Raw genomic sequence first — 21,161 nt, 5'->3', positions numbered from 1 at the left:
TGACCGCGGTCGCCTCGTTGGAACATCATGCACATCGTCGTCATCGGCGCGGGCGTGGTCGGCATGACCACCGCCTATTTCCTGCACCGCGCGGGCCATCGCGTCACCGTCATCGACGCAGGCTCGCAGCCCGCCCAAGCCACCAGCATGGCCAATGGCGCGCAACTGAGCTATAGCTTCGTCGCGCCGCTGGCCGATCCCGCCGTCTTGCCCAGGCTGCCCTCGTGGCTGCTGGCCCAGGACGCGCCGCTGCGCTTCCGGCCACGCCTGGACCCCGATCAGTGGCGCTGGAGCCTCTCATTCCTGCGCGCCTGCACGCGTGCCAAAAGCCGCTCGACCACCCGCGAGCTGCTGTCGCTGGGCCTGTACAGCCGCCTGTGCGTGCACGAGCTGGTGCGTCAGGAAAAGCCGGATTTCGATTTCACGTCGTCGGGGAAACTGCTGGTCTACCAGGACGCTTCCGCCTATGCGCGCGCACTCGCGCAGCGCGATTTCCAAGCAGGCCTGGGCTGCGAACAGCGCGTGATGGATACGCGCGCCTGCCTGGACATGGAACCCGCGCTGGCCGGCATTGGCGCCAGCATCAAGGGCGCCCTCTACACCCCCACCGAAGACGCCGGCGACTGCCAGCGCCTGTGCACCGAACTTGAACGCATCCTGCGCGCCGCGCCGGACCCCGTGCGTTTCCATTTCAATACGCGAGTGGACGCGTTGCACGCGGAACGTGGCCGCGTTGTCGGCGTGTCCACCGCCGCGGGCGCGCTGGAAGCCGACCATTACGTGCTGGCCAGCGGCATGGGCGCGCAACCGTTGGCGCGGCGGTTGGGGCTGAATCTGGGGATCTATCCGCTGAAAGGGTACAGCCTGACGTATGCGTTGACGCCGGACAGCGTTGCGCCGACCGCCAGCATCAGCGACATCGGGCGCAAGGTCGTCTATGCGCGGTTGGGCAGCCGGCTACGCGTGGCGGGCATGGTCGATATCGGTGCGCGCGGTAGCGGCGTCGACCCACAGCGCGTGCGCAGCCTGGAACGTGATGTGGCGCAGTTCTTTCCGGACCTGAACCCGGCGGGCCCGCCGCAGCCTTGGGCCGGCCTGCGGCCCGCGCGGCCGGACGGCAAGCCGCTGATCGGCGCCACGCCCTACCGCAACCTATGGTTGAACACCGGCCACGGCGGCCTGGGCTTCACGCTGGCCGCCGGCAGCGCGCGGATACTGACGGACTTGATGCAGGGGCGCAATCCCGCCGTCGACGCGGCCGCCTTCGCGCTGGAGTCGCGCACGGACGGATGGCGTCCAGGCGCTTAGTCCGCTTTGATGCCCCGGCTCTTGATCAACGCGCCCCATTTGGCGCGTTCCTTCACTTCGAAGGCGGCCAGATCGGGGCCGAAGACGTTGCCCGGCGTCGCTCCGCCTTGTGCCAACGCCTGCTGCAGCTCGGGCGATTTCAACGCCTGCTTCATGGCCGCGATCAGTTTGTCGATCACCGGTGCGGGCGTGCCGTGCGGCGCGTACAGACCGGACCATGCCGTGACCTCGAAGCCCGGCAGGCCGGCCTCGGCCATCGTCGGCAGGTCAGGCGCGGCCGGGCTGCGTTGGGCCGACGTCACCGCGATGCCGCGCAGGCGGCCGCCCGGCTTCAACGCCGCCATGGCGCTAGGCAGGTTGTCCATCAGGATGTCGACCTGGCCGCCGATCACGGCGGGTATCGCGGCCGACGACCCTTTGAACGGCACGTGCAGCATCTGCAGTCCGGCCAGCGATTCAAAATACGCGCCCGTCAGGTGCACCGACGAGCCGATGCCCGGCGAGGCATAGGAATACTTGCCCGGATCCTTCTTCACCGCGCGCATCACGTCGTCCAGATTGCGCCACGGCGATCCGGCCGCCACCGCCATGACGTTGGGCGTGGACGCAATCATGCCCAACGGCACCAGATCGGTGGCGGGGTCGAATCCGATATTGGCGTACAGGAACGGGTTGACGGTCTGCGTGCCGACGGAGCCCAGCACGATGGTGTAGCCGTCAGGCTGCGCACGCGCGGCCGCGGCCACGCCCAGGTTGCCCGCCGCGCCCGGCTTGTTCTCGACCACGATGGATTCGCCCAACGCCGGCCGCATGTGCTGGGCGATGGTGCGCGCGAAGATATCGGTGGTGCCGCCCGGCGGGAACGGCACGATCAGGGTGATCGGCCGCGCGGGCCATGGCTGCGCGAAGGCCGCTGCGCTCAACGCCAGCGTGGCCGCCGCCGCCATGCCTGTCCAGCGCCCTGCCCTGGCGGCCGTCCGCCACTGAGTTGACCAGCCCATCTCTTTCCCCTTCGCGCGACGAACGTGACCGCATGGTCACTTTTTTCGCATTAAGAACCGGCGCCGAAAACTTGTCAACGAAAGGGAAGCGGATTAGGCGTTATCCCTAGGAACCATCCCAACCGCCGCCCAAGGCCACGATCAGGTTCACGCTGGCCACCAAGCGCGTGCCCAGCAGGCTAAGCGCATTGCGTTCGCTGTTAAGCGCCGTGGCGTCCACGACCGCCACGCTCAGGTAATCCACCAGGCCCGCCTTGTACTGGTTCTGGATCAGGCGCAGCGATTCGCGCGCCGACTCCAGCGCGCGGCGCTGCACGACCTGTTCGTTTTCCATCACGCGCAGCTGGATCAGGTAGTCCTCGACTTCCCGCAGCCCCACCAGCGCGGCCTGGCGGTACGCCGCCGCTTGCGAGTCGTAGGCCGCGCGGGCCTGTTCGACCTGCGCCGCGCGCGCGCCGCCGTCGAAGATCGTCAACGCCAGCGCCGGCCCCAGGGACCAGAAGCGCGCGGGCGCGGTCAGCAGGTCGGCGAACTGCCCGTTGCGAAAGCCCCCGTCGGCCGACAGCGTCAACGACGGGAACCATGCGGCTTGCGCCACGCCGATCTGCGCATTGGCGGCCGCCGCGCGGCGTTCGGCGGCGGCGATGTCGGGGCGGCGTTCCAGCAGTTCGGACGGCAAGCCCACGGGGATCTGCGGCAACTTCAGCGTGAACACCGCGGGCGCCAGCCCGAATTTGGACGGGGCCTGCCCCATCAGCACCGCAATCGCGTGCTCGTATTGGCCACGCTGCCAGTCCAGATCGATCGATTGGGCGCGCGTGCTTTCCACCTGCGTGCGCGCCACGGCCACGTCGGCCTGGCCCGCAACGCCGACTTCATAGCGGTTCTGCGTCAATTGCAGCGACTTCTCGTAAGCCGCCACGGTGGCGTCCAGCAAACGCTTCTGTTCGTCCAGCACGCGCAGTTGCAGATACGTCTGCACCAGCGCCGCCTGGGCGCTCAATCGCGTGGCGGCCAGGTCAGCCAGGCTGGCCGCCGCGCTGGCCTCGGACGATTCCGTGCTGCGCCGCACGCGGCCCCACACGTCCAATTCCCAGCTGATGCTGCCGGTCACCGAATACTGGTTCGACACGTTGCTGCCCGACGAAGACGACGAACCGTTCGTGCCATTGCCGCTGCCCGCGCGCGACATGCCGGCGCCGGCGCCCACGGTGGGGTAGAAGCCGGCGCGCGCGGCGCGCACCAGCCCCAGCGCCTGGCGGTAATTCGCCTCGGCCTGCGCAATCGTCTGGTTCGAGGTATTCAGGCGATCGACCAGCCCGTTCAACGTCGCGTCGTCATACACCCGCCACCATTCGCCGCGGTCCGCGTCGTCGCGCGGCTGGGCGGGCTTCCAGCCTTCGACCTGATCCTGGCCTTGGCCTTCCTTATAAGACGCGCCCACATCCAGTTCGGGGCGTTGGTAATCGGGGCCGACCGCGCAGGCGCCCAGCAGCGCGCAAAGCGCCAGCGTGACCGCGCTGCGAGGAAGAAAGGCGTTCGAAAGCGGCTTGATGCGGATCATGTTTGTTCTATGGATGCGGGAGCTTCATTCCGGGGACCGCGCCCGCGCGCGGCCCATAGACGGAAGCGGTCCAGATAAAGATAGACCACGGGAGTGGTGTACAGCGTGAGGATCTGGCTAAGCACCAGGCCGCCCACGATGGTAATGCCTAGAGGCTGGCGCATCTCGACGCCGGCGCCGGTGGCCACCACCAGCGGCAGCGCGCCGAAGATGGCGGCCATCGTCGTCATCATGATCGGCCGGAACCGCGTCAGGCACGCCTGGAAGATCGCGTCGCGCGGGGCCATGCCCTGGTTGCGCTCGGCATCCAGCGCAAAGTCCACCATCATGATGGCGTTCTTCTTTACGATGCCGATCAAGAGAAACACACCGATCAGGGCGATCAACGTGAAGTCGTAACGCAACAGCAGCAACGCCAGCAGCGCGCCCAGGCCGGCCGACGGCAACGTCGACAGGATCGTCAGCGGATGCACGAAGCTTTCATACAGAATACCCAGCACGATATACATCGTGACCAGCGCCGCCAGGATCAGCCACGGCTGCTGCGCCAAGGTTTGCTGCAAGGCCGCCGCGGTGCCCTGGAAGCCCGCCTGGATCTGATCGGACGGCAAGCCGATGCGCGCCACCGCCGCATCGATGGCCGCGGTGGCCTGCCCCAGCGACACGCCGGGCGCCAGGCTGAACGACACGGTGTCCGCCACGAACAAGCCTTGATGCTGCACGCTGAGCGGCGCGTTGGCGTTCTCCAGCCGCGCGAAAGCCAGCAAGGGCACGCGCGCGCCGGTCGACGTGATGACTTCCACCTGCTTGAGCGATTCAATGTCTTCGGCAAACTTCGGCTCAAGCCCCAGCACCACGTGGTACTGGTTCAGCGGGCCGTACATTACCGACACCTGGCGCTGGCTGAACGAATTGTTCAGCACCGTCGAAATGGTGGACATGCTGACGCCAAGCCGCGTGGCGGCCTCGCGGTCGATCACCAGGTTGATCTGGCGGCCTTTGTCTTCGACATCGGTGTCCACGTCCGTGATCTCGGGAATCTTCGCCATTGCCTGCTGCACCTTGGGCATCCAGGTGCGCAGCAATTGCAGGTCGCCCGACATCAGCGTGTAGTCATAAGAGCCCTGGCTTTGCCGCCCGCCAATCCGGATGTCCTGCTGCGACACCAGGAACATGCGCGCGCCCGGCATGTTCAGCAGCTTGCCGCGCAGCCGGTTGATGACCACGTCGGCCGACACGTCGCGTTCGCCCAGGGGCTTTAACTGGATCTGCATGAAGCTGCTGTTGCTGCCGCCCCGGCCGCCCGCGTAGCCCGTCATGCTTTGCACCGCCGGGTCCGCCAGCACCACCTTGCGCAGCGCTTCCAGCTTAGGCAGCGTGGCCTGGAACGAGGTGCCCTGGTCCACGCGGAAAAATCCCAACAGCTGCCCCGTGTCCTGCTGCGGGAAAAAACCCTTGGGCACCGCGGTGTACAGGTAGATATTCAGCCCGACAGCTACCGCCAGGACCAGCATCATCAGCCGGCCATGCGCCAGCGCCCAGCGCAGGCTGCGGCGGTAGCCGTCCAGCATGGACTCGAAGCCGCGCTCCGACCAGCGCGCCAGCCGTCCCGGCGGCTTCTGCTCGGGCGGTTCATGCCGCAGCAGGCGCGCGCACATCATTGGCGTCAGGGTCAGCGACACAATCAGCGACACCATGATGGCGGCCGACAGGGTCACGGCGAATTCGCGGAACAGCCGACCCACCACGCCGCCCATCAGCAGGATGGGGATAAAGACGGCCACCAGCGACAGGCTCATCGATAGCACCGTGAAGCCCACTTCGCGTGATCCACGCAAGGCGGCCCGCATCGGCGACATGCCGTTCTCGACATGCCGCATGATGTTCTCCAGCACGACGATGGCGTCGTCCACCACGAACCCCGTGGCCACGATCAGCGCCATCAGCGAAATCGTGTTCAACGTGAAGCCGCACAGGTACATGATGCAGAAGGTGCCGATCAGCGATACGGGCACGGCCACGCTGGGAATGATGGCCGCGCGCCAGCGCCGCAGGAACAGCAACACCACCAGCACCACCAGGCCCACGGCGATGATCAGGGTCAGCTCGGCCTCGTGCAGCGACGCCCGGATGCTGGGCGTGCGGTCTTGCGCCACCGTCATGTTCACGTCCGCCGGCATCAACGCTTCCAGCACCGGCAGTTGCGCGCGCACCGCGTCCACGGCCTCGATGATGTTCGCGTCGGCCTGCCGGCGCACAATCATCAGGATGGCGTTGCGCTCGTTGAAAAACCCCGTCTGATAAAGGTCTTCGACGGAATCCTCGACCCGGGCCACGTCCGACACGCGCACCGGCGCGCCGTCTTTCCACGCCACGATCAGCGGCCGGTATTGCTCGGCGCGGCTGAGTTGATCGCTGACCATGATCTGCCAGTGGTAGCGGTCGTTTTCCAGCACGCCCTTGGGGCGGTTGGCGTTGGCGTTGGCCAACGTGGCACGCAACTGATCCAGCGACACGCCCCGGTTGGCCAGCGCGCCGGGCAACACCGTGACGCGCACCGCCGGCAGGGAACTGCCGCCCACGGTCACTTCGCCCACGCCGTCCACCTGCGCCAATTTCTGCGCCACGATCGTCGAGGCGATGTCGTACAGCTGGCCCTGGCTGAGCGTGTCGGAAGTCAGCGCCAGCGTCATGATCGGCGCATCCGACGGGTTGGACTTGCGATACGTGGGGTTGCTGCGCAGGCCGCTGGGTAACAGCGACCGCGCGGCGTTGATCGCCGCCTGCACATCGCGGGCGGCGCCGTTGATGTCGCGCGACAAATCAAACTGCAGGGTGACGCGGGTAGAACCCTGCGAGCTGCTGGACGTCATTTCGGTCACGCCCGCGATGCTGCCCAGCGAACGCTCCAGTGGCGTCGCCACGCTGGAGGCCATGGTCTCGGGGCTGGCGCCCGGCAAGCTTGCCGACACCGAGATCGTCGGGATATCCACCTGCGGCAGGGGCGCCACCGGCAACAGGAAGAACGACAGCAGACCCGCCAGCACTACCGCCAGGCTTAGCAGCGTGGTCGCCACCGGCCTGACGATGAAAGGCGCCGACAGGATCATGACGCGTCCCCGGCCGCCGGCTCGCGCACGCCGCGCCAGCGGCGCGACATGCGGTCGAACATCAGGTAGATGACCGGCGTGGTAAACAGCGTCAGCACCTGGCTCAACAGCAGGCCGCCTACCATCACCAGGCCCAGCGGCTGGCGCAGTTCAGCGCCCGTGCCGGTCGACAGCATCAGCGGCAAGGCGCCGAACAAGGCCGCCAACGTCGTCATCAGGATGGGACGAAAACGCAGCAGCGCGGCCTCGTGGATGGCCGCGCGCGGCGTCAAGCCCCGCTTGCGTTCGGCATCCAGCGCAAAGTCGATCATCATGATGGCGTTCTTCTTGACGATGCCGATCAGCAAGATGATCCCGATAATGCCGATCATATCGAGCTCGGTCCCGCTGATCAGCAGCGCCAGCAACGCCCCCACGCCGGCGGACGGCAATGTGGACAGGATCGTGATGGGGTGGATGTAGCTTTCATACAGCACGCCCAGCACGATATACATGGTGACCACCGCGGCCAGGATCAGCCACAGCGTGCTGGTCAGCGAATTCTGGAACGCCAGCGCCGCGCCCTGGAAGCGCGTTTCCACGCCGGCCGGCATGCCGATCTCGGCCTCGGCCGCGGTGATGGCTTCGACCGCGTTGGACAGCGACGCGCCCGGTGCCAGGTTGAACGACACCGTCACCATCGGAAACTGATCCAGCCGGTTCACGGCCAGCACGGTGCGACCTTCGGAAATGTGCGCCACCGACGACAACGGCACCTGCCCGCCCGTCGAGGTGGGCACGTGAATCTGGCCCAGCGCCGCCGGGTTCATCTGAAACTGCGGCTGCACTTCCAGCACCACGCGGTACTGGTTCGACTGGGTAAAGATCGTGGAGATCAGACGCTGCCCGAACGCGTCATACAGCGCCTCGTCGATCACGGCGGCGGTAATGCCCAGCCGCGATGCCGCATCGCGGTCGATCTCGACCCAGGTCTGCAAACCGTCGTCCTGCAAGTCATCCGTTACGTCCTTCAGTCCCGGAATCTGGCGTAGACGGTCCACCAGCTTGGGCGTCCATTCGCTCAGCACCTTCAGGTCGGGGTTGGACAGCGTCATCTGGTATTGCGTGCGGCTGACGCGGTCTTCGATGGTCAGGTCCTGCACGGGCTGCATATAGACGGTCAGCCCGTCCTGTTTGCCCAGCGACTCTTGAAGGCGCGCCATCACCGTGCGCAGGTCGCCGTTGCGCTCGGCCTGCGGTTTCAGCGCAATCTGCATGCGCCCGGCGCTTAGCGTGGCGTTGCTGCCGTCCACCCCGATGAACGAGGACACGGCCTGCACGTCGGGATCTTCCAGCACCAGCCGGGCTGCCGCTTGCTGGCGCTGGGCCATCGCGGGAAACGAGATGGATTGCGGCGCCTGGGTGATCGCCTGAATCAGGCCGGTGTCCTGCTGCGGAAAGAAGCCCTTGGGCACCACCACGTACAGCACCACCGTCAGCGCGAACGTGCCCAGCGCCACCAGCAGCGTCAGCGGTTGATGGCGCAGCACCACCTGCAGCATGCGGTCGTAGCCGGCGATGACGCGGTCGATGAAGTTGCCGGTGGCCGTGTGAAACCTGCCGTGCTTTTGCTCGGATTCGGCGCGCAGCAAACGCGCGCACATCATCGGCGTCAGCGTCAGCGACACAACCAGCGAGATCAGAATGGACACGGCCAGCGTGATCGCGAATTCGCGGAATAGCCGTCCCACGACTTCCGTCATGAACAGCAGCGGGATCAGCACCGCGATCAGCGAAAACGTCAGCGAGATCAGCGTGAACCCGATCTGCGAGGCGCCCTTCAGCGCCGCCTGCAAGGGCGTCTCGCCCTCTTCGATGTGGCGCGCGATGTTCTCGATCATGACGATGGCGTCGTCCACCACGAAACCGGTGGCGATCGTCAGCGCCATCAACGTCAGGTTGTTGATGGAGAACCCCGCCAGATACATGATGCCGAAGGTGCCCACGAGAGACAGCGGCACCACGACGCTGGGAATCAGCGTGGCCGTCAGGCTGCGCAGGAAGACGAAGGTCACCATGACCACCAGCCCCACCGCCAGCAGCATTTCGAACTTCACGTCTTCCACCGAGTCGCGGATGGTCTGCGTGCGGTCCGACACCACGCTGACGTCCAGCGTGGCAGGCAAGGCCGCCCGCAGCTGCGGCAGCAGCGTCTGGATGCGGTTGACCACGTCGATCACGTTGGCGCCCGGCTGGCGCTGGATGTTCAGCAGGATGGCGGGCTTGTCGCCGGCCCAGGCGGCCTGGCGCGTATCTTCGGCGCCTTCGACCGCGCGCGCCACATCGGACAGGCGCAACGGCGCGTTGTTCTTGTAGGCGATGATCAGGTCGTTGTAGTCGGTGGGCGACTTCAACTGGTCGTTCGCGTTGATCGTGGTGGAACGCAGCGGCCCGTCCAGGTTGCCTTTGGGCTGGTTGACGTTGGCGCCCACGATCGCGGTGCGCAAGTCGGACAAGGCCAGGCCGTTGGCGGCCAACGCCTGCGGATTGACCTGCACCCGCACCGCCGGCCGCTGGCCGCCCGCGACGCTGACCAGGCCCACGCCCGGAATCTGCGACAACTTCTGCGCCACCCGCGTATCCACCAGATCGCGCACTTGCGGCAAGGGCATGGTGGGCGACGTGATGGCCAGCGTCAGCACGGCCGCGTCGGCCGGGTTCACCTTGTTGTAGGTCGGCGGCACCGGCAGGTCGCTGGGCAGCAGGTTCGACGCCGCGTTGATGGCCGCCTGCACCTGCTGTTCGGCTACATCCAACGGCAGCGTCAGGTTGAACTGCATGGTGATGACCGACGCGCCGCCCGAACTCGTGGACGACATCTGATTCAAGCCCGGCATCTGCCCGAACTGCCGTTCCAGCGGAGACGTAACCAGCGAGGTCATCACGTCCGGACTGGCCCCGGGGTACAGCGTCACCACCTGGATCGTCGGGTAGTCCACTTCGGGCAGCGCCGATACGGGCAGCAGCCGGTAGGCGATGAACCCGGCGATCAAAATCGCCACCATCGCCAGCGTGGTGGCGACGGGGCGCAGGATGAAGAGACGCGACGGACTCACGATGGCCTCGGCTTATTTCGACGCGGGCGTGGTGCCGGCAGGCGCCCCCGCCCCAAGCGTCTTGTCGCGCGTGGAAGGGATCACCTCGGCGCCGCCCACCACTTCGACCTTGGCGCCGGCGCGCAGGCGGTCGGTGCCTTCCGTGACGACGCGGTCGCCGGGCTGCAGGCCTTCATTCACGGCCACCATGCCGTTGTTGATGGCGCCCAGCTTCACCTGACGGACGGCGACCGTGTTGTCCGCCTGCACCAGAAACACGAACGCGCCGGCCGACCCTTGCTGGATCGCCGCGGTGGGGATGGCGGTCACGTCCTTGCGCGTCAGCACATGCAGACGCACATTGACGAACTGGTTCGGAAACAGCGCATCGTCCGCATTGTCGAACTTGGCTTTCAGCTTCAGGGTGCCGGTGGTGACGTCAATCTGGTTATCCAGCGTTTCCAGCACGCCGGTGGCGATGCGGCGGGTATCGGCGCGGTCATAGGCATCAACCGCCAACGTCTTGCCGGCGGCGATTTCGCCGCGCACTTCGGGCAGCTGGGTCTCGGGCAGCGTGAACACCACCGAAATCGGCTGGGTCTGCGTGATCACTACCAGCCCGTTGGTATCGGCGCTGGACACCAGGTTGCCGCGGTCCACCTGGCGCAACCCCAAGCGGCCGCTGATGGGGGCCGTGATGCGGGCGTAGTCCAATTGCAGTTTGGCGTTGTCCACGTTGGCCTGGTCGCTCTTGACCGTGCCCTCGTACTGGCGCACCAGCGCGGCCTGGGTGTCGACCTGCTGCTTGGCGATGGAATCCTGCTTGAACAGGGCCTGATAGCGCTGCAGGTCGCGCCGCGCATTCTCTAGCTGGGCCAGATTCTGCATCTGGGTACCGCGCGCCTGGTCCAGCGCCACCTGAAAGACACGGGGGTCCACCTGGGCCAGCAGGTCGCCCGCTTTCACGCGCTGGCCTTCCTGGAGCGCCACGTCCACCAGTTCGCCGCTGACGCGGCTGCGCACGGTGACCGTGTTGTAGGCGGTAACGGTGCCCAGGGACTTCAGGTAGATATCGATGTCCTGCGTGACGGCGGTGGCAATGCGCACCGGCACGGCCAGATTCGCCATCGCGGCCATCGGGGGCCGTGCGCCGCCCGCCCTTGCGCCGGGGCCGCCAGCAGCGCCTGGTTTGGCGGACGGGCGCAGCGCCAGCCAGGCAACGCCCGCCACGACAAGCAACAACACCGCCAATCCGGCGATGCGGCGGCGGGTCCAGCGAGAAGGGGGGGAAACAGGACGACTATCGGACATGGAAACGGTTCCGGCACTGACGGAGAAAGCCGTATTGTCTACTAGTCGGTCGCCTTTTCTACCATTGCGCGTCAGAGTTGAAACTGGCCGCAACAGGAATCGATCTCAAGAACGCCTGCCCCAACACCAGCCAGAAGCACGTAGGATGGGTGAAGCGCGAGACGACCGCCGCAAGGAAGACAAACTCCAACGCGCGCAACCCATCAAGCGGCGCCCGAGCCCGGGGGGGGCCAAGCCACAACGCTCAACCGCCGAAGCATGCCGGGCGGCGGGCCCGGTCATAATCCCTCAAACGCCGGAGCATGCCGGGCGGCTGGCCCAGTCACAATCCCTCAACCGCCGCGTCTGCCGGGCGGCTGGCCCAGTCACAATCCCTCAACCGCCGCGTCTGCCGGGCTGGCCCTGCCACAACGCAGCCGTTGCTTGATGGGTTGCGCGCGCTTTAGGGTCGTTTTCTATGGCACATTTTCTCGCGCTCCACCCATCCTACGAACTGTCGATGGTTTAGGAGCTGCACAGCGTCATTTGGAAGGCGACGTCGTGGGCGACTTGCTGGGGTTTGAATTCGCCGTCTTGCGTGGAAAATCGTATCCAGATCATGTACTTATTGGCACTGATCTCGGGAAACACGCCTTGGGTCGGATCCAGCCAGACGCGCAGCAACTGAAATTGCTTGCCGCCCAGCATCTGCTGGTATGCGCCCTGCTCGGCCACGATATCGGTCTTGCGGCCAGACTCGCGCAGCAGGCGCAGGGCCAGCGTCAGCCCATCGTACAAAGGCAGGAAAGGCGACACCCAGGCCTGCAGGTCGGCGCAGCGGGCGGCTTCGGTCTTGTTCTGCCAGGCAAAATAGGAAGGCATGTCCACTTGCGTGGCGCTGCCCGGCACGGACAGCCGGCCGCGCAGGCTGGTCAACCATTCGTTTTCGCGCAGCGATTGGCCGGTCTTGCCGGGCGCGGCCAGCGCGCTGGCCACTTTTTCAAGTTCGCGCAGCATCGCTTCCAGCGCGTCTTGCGCCACGCCGGGATGGTCGCGCAAACCCACCAACGCCATGCGCTGGCGTTCCAGGTCTTGCAGCACCGCGCCTTTCACGTCGGTGCGTTCGCACGCGTCGAGCAGATCGAAAAGGGAAGTAACGGCAACCTGATGCTGGCGTGAATCCCCCTCGCGGGCAAAGAAGAACAACCTGTCGAACAGGTATTCCAATCGCAGGTAGGCGCGGATGCGCTCATTGAAGGGATATTCGTAAACAATCACGCTTTTTTACAGGCCCATCAGTGGTCGGCCGACAAGCCGAGGGATTCAGGGGTGCCGGCCAAGCTATTCGCTTACCGGCCCGTTGTGGTCGCCAGCGTCAGCCAGCGGTCATGCAGGGTCTTCGCCTGCGCGCGCAATTGTTCCGGCGATGTCGCGCCGTCGTTCACGATGACGTCGTCCGCAACCTCCAACCGGCTTGCCCGCGCAGCCTGTGCCGCCATAATACGCCTGATGGCGGGCTCCGTCAGCCCGCTGCGCGACTGCACGCGCGCCACTTGCGTTTCGGGATCGCAGTCCACCACGCAGATACGATCCACGCGCGTGCGCCAACGCGCCAGTGACTCCACCAGAAGGGGCACCACAAAGACCAGATACAGCCCGGTCGCGGCCGCCGCCTGCCGCTGGGTTTCTTCCGTAATGGCGGGATGCAGCACGGCTTCCAGCCGCAGTCGCGCTTGCGGATCCGAGAACGCGCGCTCACGCATCCATTCGCGGTTCAACGCGCCGTCCGGCGTCAATGCCTGCGGTCCGAATTCGCGTTCGATGGCGGGCATGGCCGCACCGTTGGCCGCCGTCAGCGCGCGGGCGATCTCGTCGGTGTCGACCAGCGTCGCGCCCCATTCGCCCAGCATGTCGGCCACGCGGGATTTTCCCGAACCGATGCCGCCTGTCAGCCCGATCTTGAACATGATGCCCTTCCTTTCTTGCCTAGCGCATGAATTGCCATAAGCCCTGCTCGCCGCCCAACAGCAGCATCACGATACCGGCCAGGGCCAGATAAGGGCCGAACGGCAGCGGCTGCCCGCGGCCGGCGCGGCCCGACATCGTAAGCAGGCCACCGATCAGCACGCCCACCAGCGAGGCCGCCAACAACACCATGGGCAGAGATTCGACGCCGAACCACGCGCCCAACGCCGCCAATAGCTTGAAATCGCCATACCCCATGCCTTCGCGCCCGGTCAGCAGGCGGAACACATGGAAGATAACCCACAGGAATACGTAGCCGGCCACCGCGCCCACCACTGCCAGCGGCAAGGTGGTGAACGCGCCGGACAGGTTGACCAACAACCCCGCCCACACCAGCGGCTGCGTCAGCGCATCAGGCAGCAGGGTGGATTCGAAGTCGATCCAGGCCAGCGCCACCAACATGGCGGACAAACCCATCGCAAACAGCGCGACGGGTGTTGCGCCGTAGCGCCATGCGCAGGCGGCGAACAACGCGGCAGTCAGGATTTCGATGGCGGGATAGCGCCAACCGATGGGGGCATGGCAGGCGCCGCAACGGCCGCGCAGCAACAGCCAGCCCAGCACCGGCAGCCGACGCCAGCCGGCCACGGGCGCATGGCACGCGGGGCAATGCGATGCGGGGCGCAGCAAGCCTTCGCTGCCGTCCGGACGCGCACGGCCCACGGCGTCCAGGCATTGGGCCTGCCATTCACGTTCCATCATGCGCGGCAAGCGATAGGTCAGCACGGTCAACCAACTGCCGATGAATAGGCCCGCCAGCGCCGCCAGTCCGATGAACGCGCCCAACGGCATGCCGAAGGCGTGATGGACGCCGCTCATTCGCCGGTCCGACGCGTGCGTTCGTCCGCGTCTCTTGCGCCGCGAATGACCGAAAAGCGGACGGCCCGAAGGAGGCCGTGTCGTAAATTGTGCATAAAGTGCAGGCAACACCCAAGAGTGGCTAAGGGAACGTATCGAATCTTCGCATAAGTGCGTAAAATCGGAGACAGACTCAATTCACGGATAAGCTGCCATGACCGCCCGCGTCGACATCGTTACCCGATCCCGCAAACTCAGTGTCATGGGGCTGCTGCTGGCCGGTACGGCACTAGGCGCCGCGGGCTGCGCCCAGCAAAAAACCGAAGGCTATTACGACCCTCCAGTCGAAAGCACCGTGACCGACGCCCAATACCAGGGCTCGGGCGCCGGCTACCGTAGCGTCATTCGCGCCCCGTCGCAGGTTCAGATCGCCCTGAAGCCCGACGCCCGCAAGCCACAGAACCAAGCCTCGCAGGCCACGCCGGCTGGCCAGACCACCGAAGACGGCCAAAGCGTGCCGGAAGGCGCCGACCGCGTCGCGCAATCGTCGTCCGCCGCGCCGGCGCCTGCCTCCGCTGCCCCCGCTGCGCCCAATGCCGCCGCGCAAAGCCTGGTGCCGCAGCCGCAAACCTATATGGGCACCCTGCCCTGCTTTTCGCCCGCCATGCAATGCACGGCACAGCGCGTCACGCTGACCCTGGCGCCCAACGGCCGCTGGCGCGGCCGCACGGCATACCTGGAAAACGACCCTCACAAGGGCCCCGCCGTCACGGAACAGGGCTGCTGGGACGCCACCGACGAGCGCCCGCCGCGCGTCATCCTGATGGACGGCAAGGGCAATGCCCGCGCGGAATTCGTGGTGGCCGCCAACAACGTGCTGCGCGTGCGTTCCATCGCTGGCCAAACGCCCAACCTGAACTACAACCTGACCCGCCAGCCGGACCTGGATCCGATTGACGAGCTGGCCAAGGCCGCGGCGCCCCAGTGCCCGTGATGGCCTCGAGGGCGTCGATGACCTCGATGACCTCGACGGTTTAGAAATCCGCCTGCGGGGCTCGGCCCCCGGGGCCGGCTTCAAGCCCTTTCAAGACGTCCGGGTTCGCCCGGGCCAACTTGAAACCCACACCGATTCAATACCCGTCGGCCCTGGCGAACACGATGTTCGCCAGGGCCGACGTCGTTGAAGCGACGTCGTTGGAGGAACGCCGTCGCGGGGAGGTCGTTGAGGCGACGTCGTTGAAACCTCATCCGGAATCCGAATCAGGCGGCTTGCCGGCCGGGCAGGGACCGTAGGCGGGTGGCGCGGGGGCATGCAGCACATGCCGGGGCGTCCATGCCGGGCCGGCGTGGGCTGAGGGTTTGCCGCAGGCCGCCGCGGCATTAAGGATGGGAGACGCCCCCGAGCGCCCGTGCGCGCATAGCTGGCAGGCAAGCTGCATGGCATTGCGGGCATCGAGTTTTTCGAAAATGCGGGCGCGATGGGCTTCGGCGGTGCGTAGCGAAATGCCCAGGTCAATGGCAATGACCTTGTTGGGGCGACCGGCCGCCACATAACCGACAATTTGCCGTTCGCGCGGCGTTAGTGCGGAAAGCACCGCTTCGAAATCGGGACGGGGAGCTTGCATGGGCGACTCTTTTTGCAATGTAGGATTACATCAAGTCTGCCCGGCAACCGCAGGCGGCGAAAGCTGGCAAATCTGTCAGGGGTCGGGGCGACGCAATATTCGCGCGCCCCTGCCTGCACGGAACGTTCAGGCCTGGTAGGTCAGTTCCAGGTTGTCGATCAAGCGGGTGGCGCCCAGCTTGGCTGCGGCCAGCGCCACCACGGGAACGCCCGCCTGCAAATCAGCGGCCTCGGGGCGCTTCAGGTCTTGCTGACGGCGCAACGCCACGTAGTCCACCTTCCAGCCACGCAGGGCAAGGCGGTCGGCGGCATCGCGCTCCAGGGCCAGCGCGTCGCGCTCGCCTTCGGCCAGCCGCTGGCCGATGCGCTGCAGTTCGGCATACAGCGCCGGCGCCTCGGCGCGCTCGCCTTCGGTCAGGTAGCGGTTGCGCGACGACAGCGCCAAGCCGTCATCGGCGCGCACCGTTTCGTGCGCCAGCACTTCCACCGGCAGCTGGAACTGGCGGCACATGTTGCGCACCACCATCAGCTGTTGATAGTCCTTCTTGCCAAACACGGCCACGCGCGGCTGCACGCAGGAGAACAGCTTCAACACGACCGTGCTGACGCCTTCGAAGAAACCGGGCCGGAACTCGCCTTCCAGGATGTCGCCCAGATCGTCGGGCGGCTGCACGCGGTAGTTCTGAGGTTCGGGGTACATTTCCCGTTCATTTGGCGCGAACAGCACGTAAACGTCGCGCGCCTGCTCCAGCTTTTCGATGTCGGCCGCCAGCGTGCGCGGATACTGGTCGAAGTCTTCATTGGGGCCGAATTGCAGCCGGTTCACGAAGATGCTGGCCACCACGGGGTCGCCGTGCTGGCGCGCCAGCTTCATCAAGGACAAGTGGCCTTCATGCAGGTTGCCCATCGTGGGCACGAACGACACGCGATTCTGGCCGCGCAGGTGATCGCGCAATTCCTGGATGGTATGTACGACTTTCAAGGGGACTCTCCGGGGTTGGGGGCAGCCCGGTCAGGATCAGGCCGCGACCGCCGCCACGCTGGTGTAGGCCAGGCGCACGTAAATGGGAGCATAGGGCTCCGCCTGCGTGATTTCCAGCAGGGATTCGCGGGCCAGCTCAAGCATGGCGATGAAATGCACGACGACCACCGCCGCAGGCGCGCCTTCGCGAACGCGCTCCATGAAAAGGTCGCCGAATTCCATAAAGCGCACATCGTTCAGGCGCCGCAGGATGTGCGTCATGTGATCGCGCACGGACAGTTGTTCGCGCGTGATGTGGTGATGCTGATTCAGCTTGGCCCGCTTCATGATGTCGGCCCAGGCTTGGCGCAGGTCGTCAACGCTGACTTCCGGCATCATGCGTTCGACGCTAAGGTCGGCCACGGCCTGGCTGCTGACGAAGTCGCGGCCCAGCTGCGGCAGCTTGTCCAGCTTCTGGGCGGCCAGCTTCATCTGTTCGTATTCGAGCAAACGGCGGACGAGTTCGGCACGCGGGTCTTCGGGTTCTTCGCCGGTATCGGTCTTCCTGACCGGCAACAGCATGCGCGACTTGATCTCGATCAGCATGGCCGCCATCAGCAGATATTCGGCGGCCAGCTCCAGGTTGGTGATGCGGATCTGGTCCACATACGACAGATATTGCCGCGTGACATCCGCCATCGGGATGTCCAGCACATTGAAGTTCTGCTTGCGGATCAGGTACAGCAACAAGTCCAGCGGCCCTTCGAACGCCTCGAGGAACACTTCCAGCGCGTCCGGCGGAATGTACAGATCCGTCGGCATCTGGAACAGCGGTTCGCCGTACAGGCGCGCGAACGCCACACTATCGACGGTATCGGGCGTGCTGTCCACGGGCGGCTCCACTAGCTTGGCCAGCGCCTCGCCCGGGACGGAAGGGTTTTGGGACATGTCTGCCGCAACGGGATCAGTCTGCCGAATACACGTAGGGTTTTTGCGGCACGCGGGCCGCGCGGAAGCCTTCCAGCAGTTCCGAGTCCTGCGGTTTATCCCAAAGACGGGCGCGGCCTTCGCGCTGGCGTTCTTCGGTGCCAGGGTGCGACTGCTTGAAGTCTTTCAGGAAAAGGGTGATCTCGGATTCGTAGTTGGTCGCCATGACACCAATTTCAGTGGGTTTCGGATCCCAGGAGTTTACTTCACGCCGGGCGAACCCCCGGCGTTACAATCGTCAGGCACCCAACGCCCCCTCCCGCCATGTCAGCAGAATCCGCAGCAGCCGCCCCCCCCGCTCCGCCCTCGACCCCGGACGCGTTGCGCGCGGCGCGCATGATTCCCTTCATCGTGGGCTGTGCGCTGTTCATGCAGATGCTGGACGCCACCGTCGTGGCCACCGCCCTGCCGGCCATGGCCCGGGCCCTGGGATCCACGCCCGTTCGGCTGAACGTAGCCATTACGTCCTATCTGCTGTCCGTTGCCGTGTTCGTGCCGGTCAGCGGCTGGGCGGCCGACCGCTACGGCGCCCGCCGGGTATTCGTGGCCGCCATCGGCTTGTTCACGCTCAGTTCCGTCGCCTGCGCGCTCTCGCAGGACCTGCCCCAGTTGGTCGTGGCCCGAATCATCCAGGGGATGGCGGGCGCGATGATGGTGCCGGTGGGCCGGATTATCCTGCTGCGGACCGTGCCCAAGCAGGATTTGCTAAAGGCCATGTCTTTTCTGTCCATCCCGGCGCTGCTGGGGCCGGTGATCGGGCCGCCGCTGGGCGGTTTCATGGTCACCTATATGTCCTGGCACTGGATTTTCCTGATCAACATCCCGATCGGCATCCTGGGGATCGCGCTGGTGCTGCGCTATGTCACCGAAATCAAGGAAGAAACCGCCCCGCGCCTGGACTGGCTGGGCTTTCTGCTTAGCGCCGTCTGCCTGGCCGCGCTGGTCAGCGGCTTCGAGGCCATTGGCCGCGACGTGATGCCGCTGCCGATGCTGCTGGGCATGATCGCCGTGGGCGCCGCCTGCGGCTTTCTATATGCCTGGCACGCCCGGCGCATTGAACACCCCATCATCGACCTGTCGCTGATGCGGATCCCCACATTCGCCATTTCCACCCTGGGCGGCAACCTGTGCCGTTTCGCCGTGGGCGCCACGCCATTCCTGCTGGCCATGCTGTTGCAGGTGGGTTTCGGGCTATCGCCGTTTTCCGCCGGCCTGATCACGTTCGCCAGCGCGGCGGGCGCCTTGCTGATGAAGTTCGTGGCCACGCCCATCGTCCGCCACTTTGGTTTCCGCCGCGTGTTGACCGTGAACGCGCTGCTGACCGGTGTGTTCATCATGGTGTGCGGCGCCTTCACCCCCACCACGCCGGTCTGGCTGATGATCGCCATTCTGCTGGTCGGCGGCTTCTTCCGATCCTTGCAGTTCACCGGGGTAAATACGCTAACCTATGCCGACATTCCCCCGGCCAAAATGAGCCGCGCCAGCAGTTTCGCGGCGATGGCGCAGCAACTGGGTATCAGTCTGGGCGTGGGGGTGGCCGCAGTCACGCTGAACGTCAGCATGGCCGTGCGCGGCGCCGAGACGCTTGCAGTCAGCGATGTCGTCGCCGGCTTCATCGTCATCGGCCTGATGTGCATGGCCTCGACCTTCTCCTTTAGACGCCTTGAGCCACAAGCCGGGGCACACCTGAACGGCGCCAAACAAAGTGACGACGAATGAATTTGTCCTAGCCCTGGACCAGGGCACGACCAGCTCCCGGGCCATCGTATTCGACCGCGACGGCGTGGTGCGCGGCGTGGGCCAGCGTGAATTCCGCCAACACTACCCGCGCCCGGGCTGGGTCGAGCACGACGCCAGCGAGATCTGGCACACCCAGTTGGACGTGGCGCGCGAAGCGCTGCGCAACGCCGCCGCGACGGCGGCCGACGTAGCCGCCATCGGCATCACCAACCAGCGCGAAACCACGCTGATCTGGGAACGCGCCACCGGCCGTCCGCTTGCCCGCGCCATCGTCTGGCAGGACCGGCGCACCGCGCCGATGTGCGACCAACTGCGCCGAGACGGTCATGCCGATTTCCTGCAATCGCGGACGGGTCTGGTGCTGGACGCCTATTTTTCGGGCACCAAGCTGGCTTGGCTGCTGGACCACGTGCCCGGCGCGCGCCGGATGGCCGAGCGCGGCGAACTGGCCTTCGGCACGGTGGACACTTGGCTGATCTGGCAACTGACGGGCGGGGCGGTGCACAGCACGGATCCGAGCAACGCGTCGCGCACGATGCTGTTCGACTTGCACACGCAGGACTGGAACGATGAGATCCTGGCGTTGCTGAAGATCCCGCGCAGCGTGCTGCCGCGGATCGCGCCCAGCAGCGCGGTGGTGGGCAGTGCGTTGCCGGAATGGCTGGGCGGCTCGATCCCGATCGCGGGCGTGGCCGGCGACCAGCAGGCCGCCACTTTCGGCCAGGCCTGCTTTACGCCGGGCATGGCAAAAAATACCTATGGCACCGGCTGCTTCATGCTGATGAACGTGGGCGACAAGCCCGTGCAGTCAAAAAACCATCTGCTGTCGACGGTGGGCTGGGGCTTGCCCGCGTCCGGCGCCGACAACTGGACGCCCACCTATATGCTGGAAGGCGGCGTGTTCGTGGCGGGCGCGGCGGTGCAATGGCTGCGCGACGGGCTGGGCATTATTCAGCGCTCGGAAGAAGTTGAGTCGCTGGCGGCCAGCGTGGCGGATACGGACGATGTTTTCATGGTGCCGGCCTTCGCCGGCCTGGGCGCGCCGCATTGGGACCCCTACGCCCGCGGCACGCTGGTGGGCCTGACCCGCGGCACCACCCGCGCCCACATCGCCCGCGCGACGCTGGAATCCATCGCACTGCAAAGCGCAGAGCTGCTGACTTGCATGAACGGCGATAGCGGCATCGCGCTGACGGAACTGCGCGTCGACGGCGGCGCGGCCCGCAACGATCTGCTGATGCAAATGCAGGCCGACCTGCTGGGCGTGCCGGTGGTGCGGCCCAGAGTGCCGGAGTCGACGGCGCTTGGCGCAGCGGGCTTGGCAGGGCTGGCGGTGGGATTCTGGTCGGGGTTGGAGGAGTTTGCCTCGAAGTGGCAGGCGGAACGGACGTTCGAGCCGGGGTGGCCGGAGTCAGTGCGGGAGGCGCGAATGGAGAGATGGAGGCAGGCGGTGGATTTGTCTAAAGGGTGGGCTGCTGGGGCTGCTGGGGCGGCTGGGGCGGCTGGGGCGGCTGGGGCGGCTGGGGCGGCTAAGTAGGTCGTTCTGGCAACTGCGTGAGGGGATGTGGTGGCGGTTGGCGAGGCTCTTTGTGGGACGCTCGCCGCCGGGGTCGGGTGGGTGGCGCGCGCCCACGATTGCGGTCCGGAGCCTTCGCTCCGGACTGCCCCTTCGTCATCTT

Annotated in this window: 16 protein-coding genes; 4 read left to right on the top strand and 12 right to left on the bottom strand. The window is 66.1% G+C overall.

Going from position 1 to position 21,161, the window contains the following annotated elements:
* The first annotated feature begins 27 nt into the window (after positions 1–27).
* A complete protein-coding gene (locus ACI0FO_RS28920; protein ID WP_416032012.1) occupies positions 28–1,308 on the top strand; it encodes a D-amino acid dehydrogenase in 1,281 nt (426 codons plus the stop codon).
* Here ACI0FO_RS28920 and ACI0FO_RS28915 read toward each other — a convergent pair.
* The 8 genes from ACI0FO_RS28915 to ACI0FO_RS28880 form a co-directional block, all read right to left on the bottom strand.
* Positions 1,305–2,255 carry a Bug family tripartite tricarboxylate transporter substrate binding protein gene (locus ACI0FO_RS28915; protein ID WP_416032054.1) on the bottom strand — a complete coding sequence of 317 codons (951 nt, stop codon included), beginning with the start codon at positions 2,253–2,255 and terminating at the stop codon, positions 1,305–1,307. The two genes, ACI0FO_RS28920 and ACI0FO_RS28915, sit on opposite strands and share 4 nt — an antisense overlap.
* A 160-nt stretch (positions 2,256–2,415) precedes the next feature.
* On the bottom strand, positions 2,416–3,873 hold the full coding sequence (locus tag ACI0FO_RS28910; RefSeq protein ID WP_416032011.1) for an efflux transporter outer membrane subunit: 1,458 nt from the start codon (positions 3,871–3,873) through the stop codon (positions 2,416–2,418).
* Positions 3,870–6,983 (bottom strand): multidrug efflux RND transporter permease subunit, encoded by a 3,114-nt coding sequence (locus ACI0FO_RS28905; protein WP_416032010.1) that lies wholly within the window; start codon positions 6,981–6,983, stop codon positions 3,870–3,872. The genes ACI0FO_RS28910 and ACI0FO_RS28905 overlap by 4 nt, the downstream gene beginning before the upstream one ends.
* A complete protein-coding gene (locus ACI0FO_RS28900; RefSeq protein WP_416032009.1) occupies positions 6,980–10,078 on the bottom strand; it encodes an MdtB/MuxB family multidrug efflux RND transporter permease subunit in 3,099 nt (1,032 codons plus the stop codon). Before ACI0FO_RS28900 ends, ACI0FO_RS28905 begins: the two co-directional genes overlap by 4 nt.
* A 12-nt stretch (positions 10,079–10,090) precedes the next feature.
* Positions 10,091–11,368 (bottom strand): MdtA/MuxA family multidrug efflux RND transporter periplasmic adaptor subunit, encoded by a 1,278-nt coding sequence (locus tag ACI0FO_RS28895; RefSeq protein WP_416032008.1) that lies wholly within the window; start codon positions 11,366–11,368, stop codon positions 10,091–10,093.
* A 504-nt stretch (positions 11,369–11,872) separates the two neighbouring features.
* The gene (zapD, locus tag ACI0FO_RS28890; RefSeq protein ID WP_416032007.1) at positions 11,873–12,625 is read right to left on the bottom strand and encodes a cell division protein ZapD; all 753 of its coding nucleotides are present in this window, start codon (positions 12,623–12,625) and stop codon (positions 11,873–11,875) included.
* A 71-nt stretch (positions 12,626–12,696) separates the two neighbouring features.
* On the bottom strand, positions 12,697–13,314 hold the full coding sequence (coaE, locus tag ACI0FO_RS28885; RefSeq protein WP_416032006.1) for a dephospho-CoA kinase: 618 nt from the start codon (positions 13,312–13,314) through the stop codon (positions 12,697–12,699).
* 19 nt (positions 13,315–13,333) lie between these two features.
* Positions 13,334–14,191, bottom strand: a complete 858-nt coding sequence (locus tag ACI0FO_RS28880) for a prepilin peptidase (RefSeq protein WP_416032005.1) — start codon at positions 14,189–14,191, stop codon at positions 13,334–13,336.
* 193 nt (positions 14,192–14,384) lie between these two features.
* Between ACI0FO_RS28880 and ACI0FO_RS28875 the strand changes: the two genes are divergently transcribed.
* Complete coding sequence (locus tag ACI0FO_RS28875) at positions 14,385–15,164, top strand: copper resistance protein NlpE N-terminal domain-containing protein (RefSeq protein ID WP_416032004.1); 780 nt, start codon at positions 14,385–14,387, stop codon at positions 15,162–15,164.
* A 250-nt stretch (positions 15,165–15,414) separates the two neighbouring features.
* On the opposite strand, the gene ACI0FO_RS28870 is transcribed toward ACI0FO_RS28875, so the two are convergent.
* The 4 genes from ACI0FO_RS28870 to ACI0FO_RS28855 form a co-directional block, all read right to left on the bottom strand.
* Positions 15,415–15,795, bottom strand: a complete 381-nt coding sequence (locus ACI0FO_RS28870; protein ID WP_416032003.1) for a response regulator transcription factor — start codon at positions 15,793–15,795, stop codon at positions 15,415–15,417.
* Between the two features lie 126 nt (positions 15,796–15,921).
* Positions 15,922–16,776 (bottom strand): pantoate--beta-alanine ligase, encoded by an 855-nt coding sequence (gene panC, locus ACI0FO_RS28865; protein ID WP_416032002.1) that lies wholly within the window; start codon positions 16,774–16,776, stop codon positions 15,922–15,924.
* 36 nt (positions 16,777–16,812) lie between these two features.
* The gene (locus ACI0FO_RS28860; RefSeq protein ID WP_416032001.1) at positions 16,813–17,703 is read right to left on the bottom strand and encodes a segregation and condensation protein A; all 891 of its coding nucleotides are present in this window, start codon (positions 17,701–17,703) and stop codon (positions 16,813–16,815) included.
* Between the two features lie 16 nt (positions 17,704–17,719).
* Positions 17,720–17,908, bottom strand: coding sequence for a DUF3460 family protein (locus tag ACI0FO_RS28855; protein ID WP_050447026.1), 189 nt, complete (start codon positions 17,906–17,908; stop codon positions 17,720–17,722).
* Positions 17,909–18,006: 98 nt separating this feature from the next.
* Here ACI0FO_RS28855 and ACI0FO_RS28850 point away from each other — a divergent pair, with 98 nt between their 5' ends.
* Together ACI0FO_RS28850 and glpK are read left to right on the top strand one after the other, a co-directional pair.
* Entirely contained in the window at positions 18,007–19,461 is a 1,455-nt protein-coding gene (locus ACI0FO_RS28850; protein ID WP_416032000.1) for a DHA2 family efflux MFS transporter permease subunit, read from the top strand.
* Positions 19,448–21,019 (top strand): glycerol kinase GlpK, encoded by a 1,572-nt coding sequence (glpK, locus tag ACI0FO_RS28845; protein WP_416031999.1) that lies wholly within the window; start codon positions 19,448–19,450, stop codon positions 21,017–21,019. The genes ACI0FO_RS28850 and glpK overlap by 14 nt, the downstream gene beginning before the upstream one ends.
* Positions 21,020–21,161: the final 142 nt, after the last annotated feature.

This window comes from Achromobacter marplatensis (assembly GCF_049060505.1).
GTDB lineage: Bacteria > Pseudomonadota > Gammaproteobacteria > Burkholderiales > Burkholderiaceae_B > Achromobacter > Achromobacter marplatensis_A.
This window is presented reverse-complemented; position numbering and strand designations above follow the sequence as displayed.

Bases quoted from the DNA above. Each gene is read 5' to 3' on its own strand.
- ACI0FO_RS28920 (WP_416032012.1), top strand. From the start codon at position 28: ATGCACATCGTCGTCATCGGCGCGGGCGTGGTCGGCATGACCACCGCC.
- ACI0FO_RS28915 (WP_416032054.1), bottom strand. From the start codon at position 2,255: ATGGCGGCGGCGGCCACGCTGGCGTTGAGCGCAGCGGCCTTCGCGCAG.
- ACI0FO_RS28910 (WP_416032011.1), bottom strand. From the start codon at position 3,873: ATGATCCGCATCAAGCCGCTTTCGAACGCCTTTCTTCCTCGCAGCGCG.
- ACI0FO_RS28905 (WP_416032010.1), bottom strand. From the start codon at position 6,983: ATGATCCTGTCGGCGCCTTTCATCGTCAGGCCGGTGGCGACCACGCTG.
- ACI0FO_RS28895 (WP_416032008.1), bottom strand. From the start codon at position 11,368: ATGTCCGATAGTCGTCCTGTTTCCCCCCCTTCTCGCTGGACCCGCCGC.
- coaE (WP_416032006.1), bottom strand. From the start codon at position 13,314: ATGTTCAAGATCGGGCTGACAGGCGGCATCGGTTCGGGAAAATCCCGC.
- ACI0FO_RS28880 (WP_416032005.1), bottom strand. From the start codon at position 14,191: ATGAGCGGCGTCCATCACGCCTTCGGCATGCCGTTGGGCGCGTTCATC.
- ACI0FO_RS28875 (WP_416032004.1), top strand. From the start codon at position 14,385: ATGACCGCCCGCGTCGACATCGTTACCCGATCCCGCAAACTCAGTGTC.
- ACI0FO_RS28870 (WP_416032003.1), bottom strand. From the start codon at position 15,795: ATGCAAGCTCCCCGTCCCGATTTCGAAGCGGTGCTTTCCGCACTAACG.
- ACI0FO_RS28860 (WP_416032001.1), bottom strand. From the start codon at position 17,703: ATGTCCCAAAACCCTTCCGTCCCGGGCGAGGCGCTGGCCAAGCTAGTG.
- ACI0FO_RS28855 (WP_050447026.1), bottom strand. From the start codon at position 17,908: ATGGCGACCAACTACGAATCCGAGATCACCCTTTTCCTGAAAGACTTC.
- ACI0FO_RS28850 (WP_416032000.1), top strand. From the start codon at position 18,007: ATGTCAGCAGAATCCGCAGCAGCCGCCCCCCCCGCTCCGCCCTCGACC.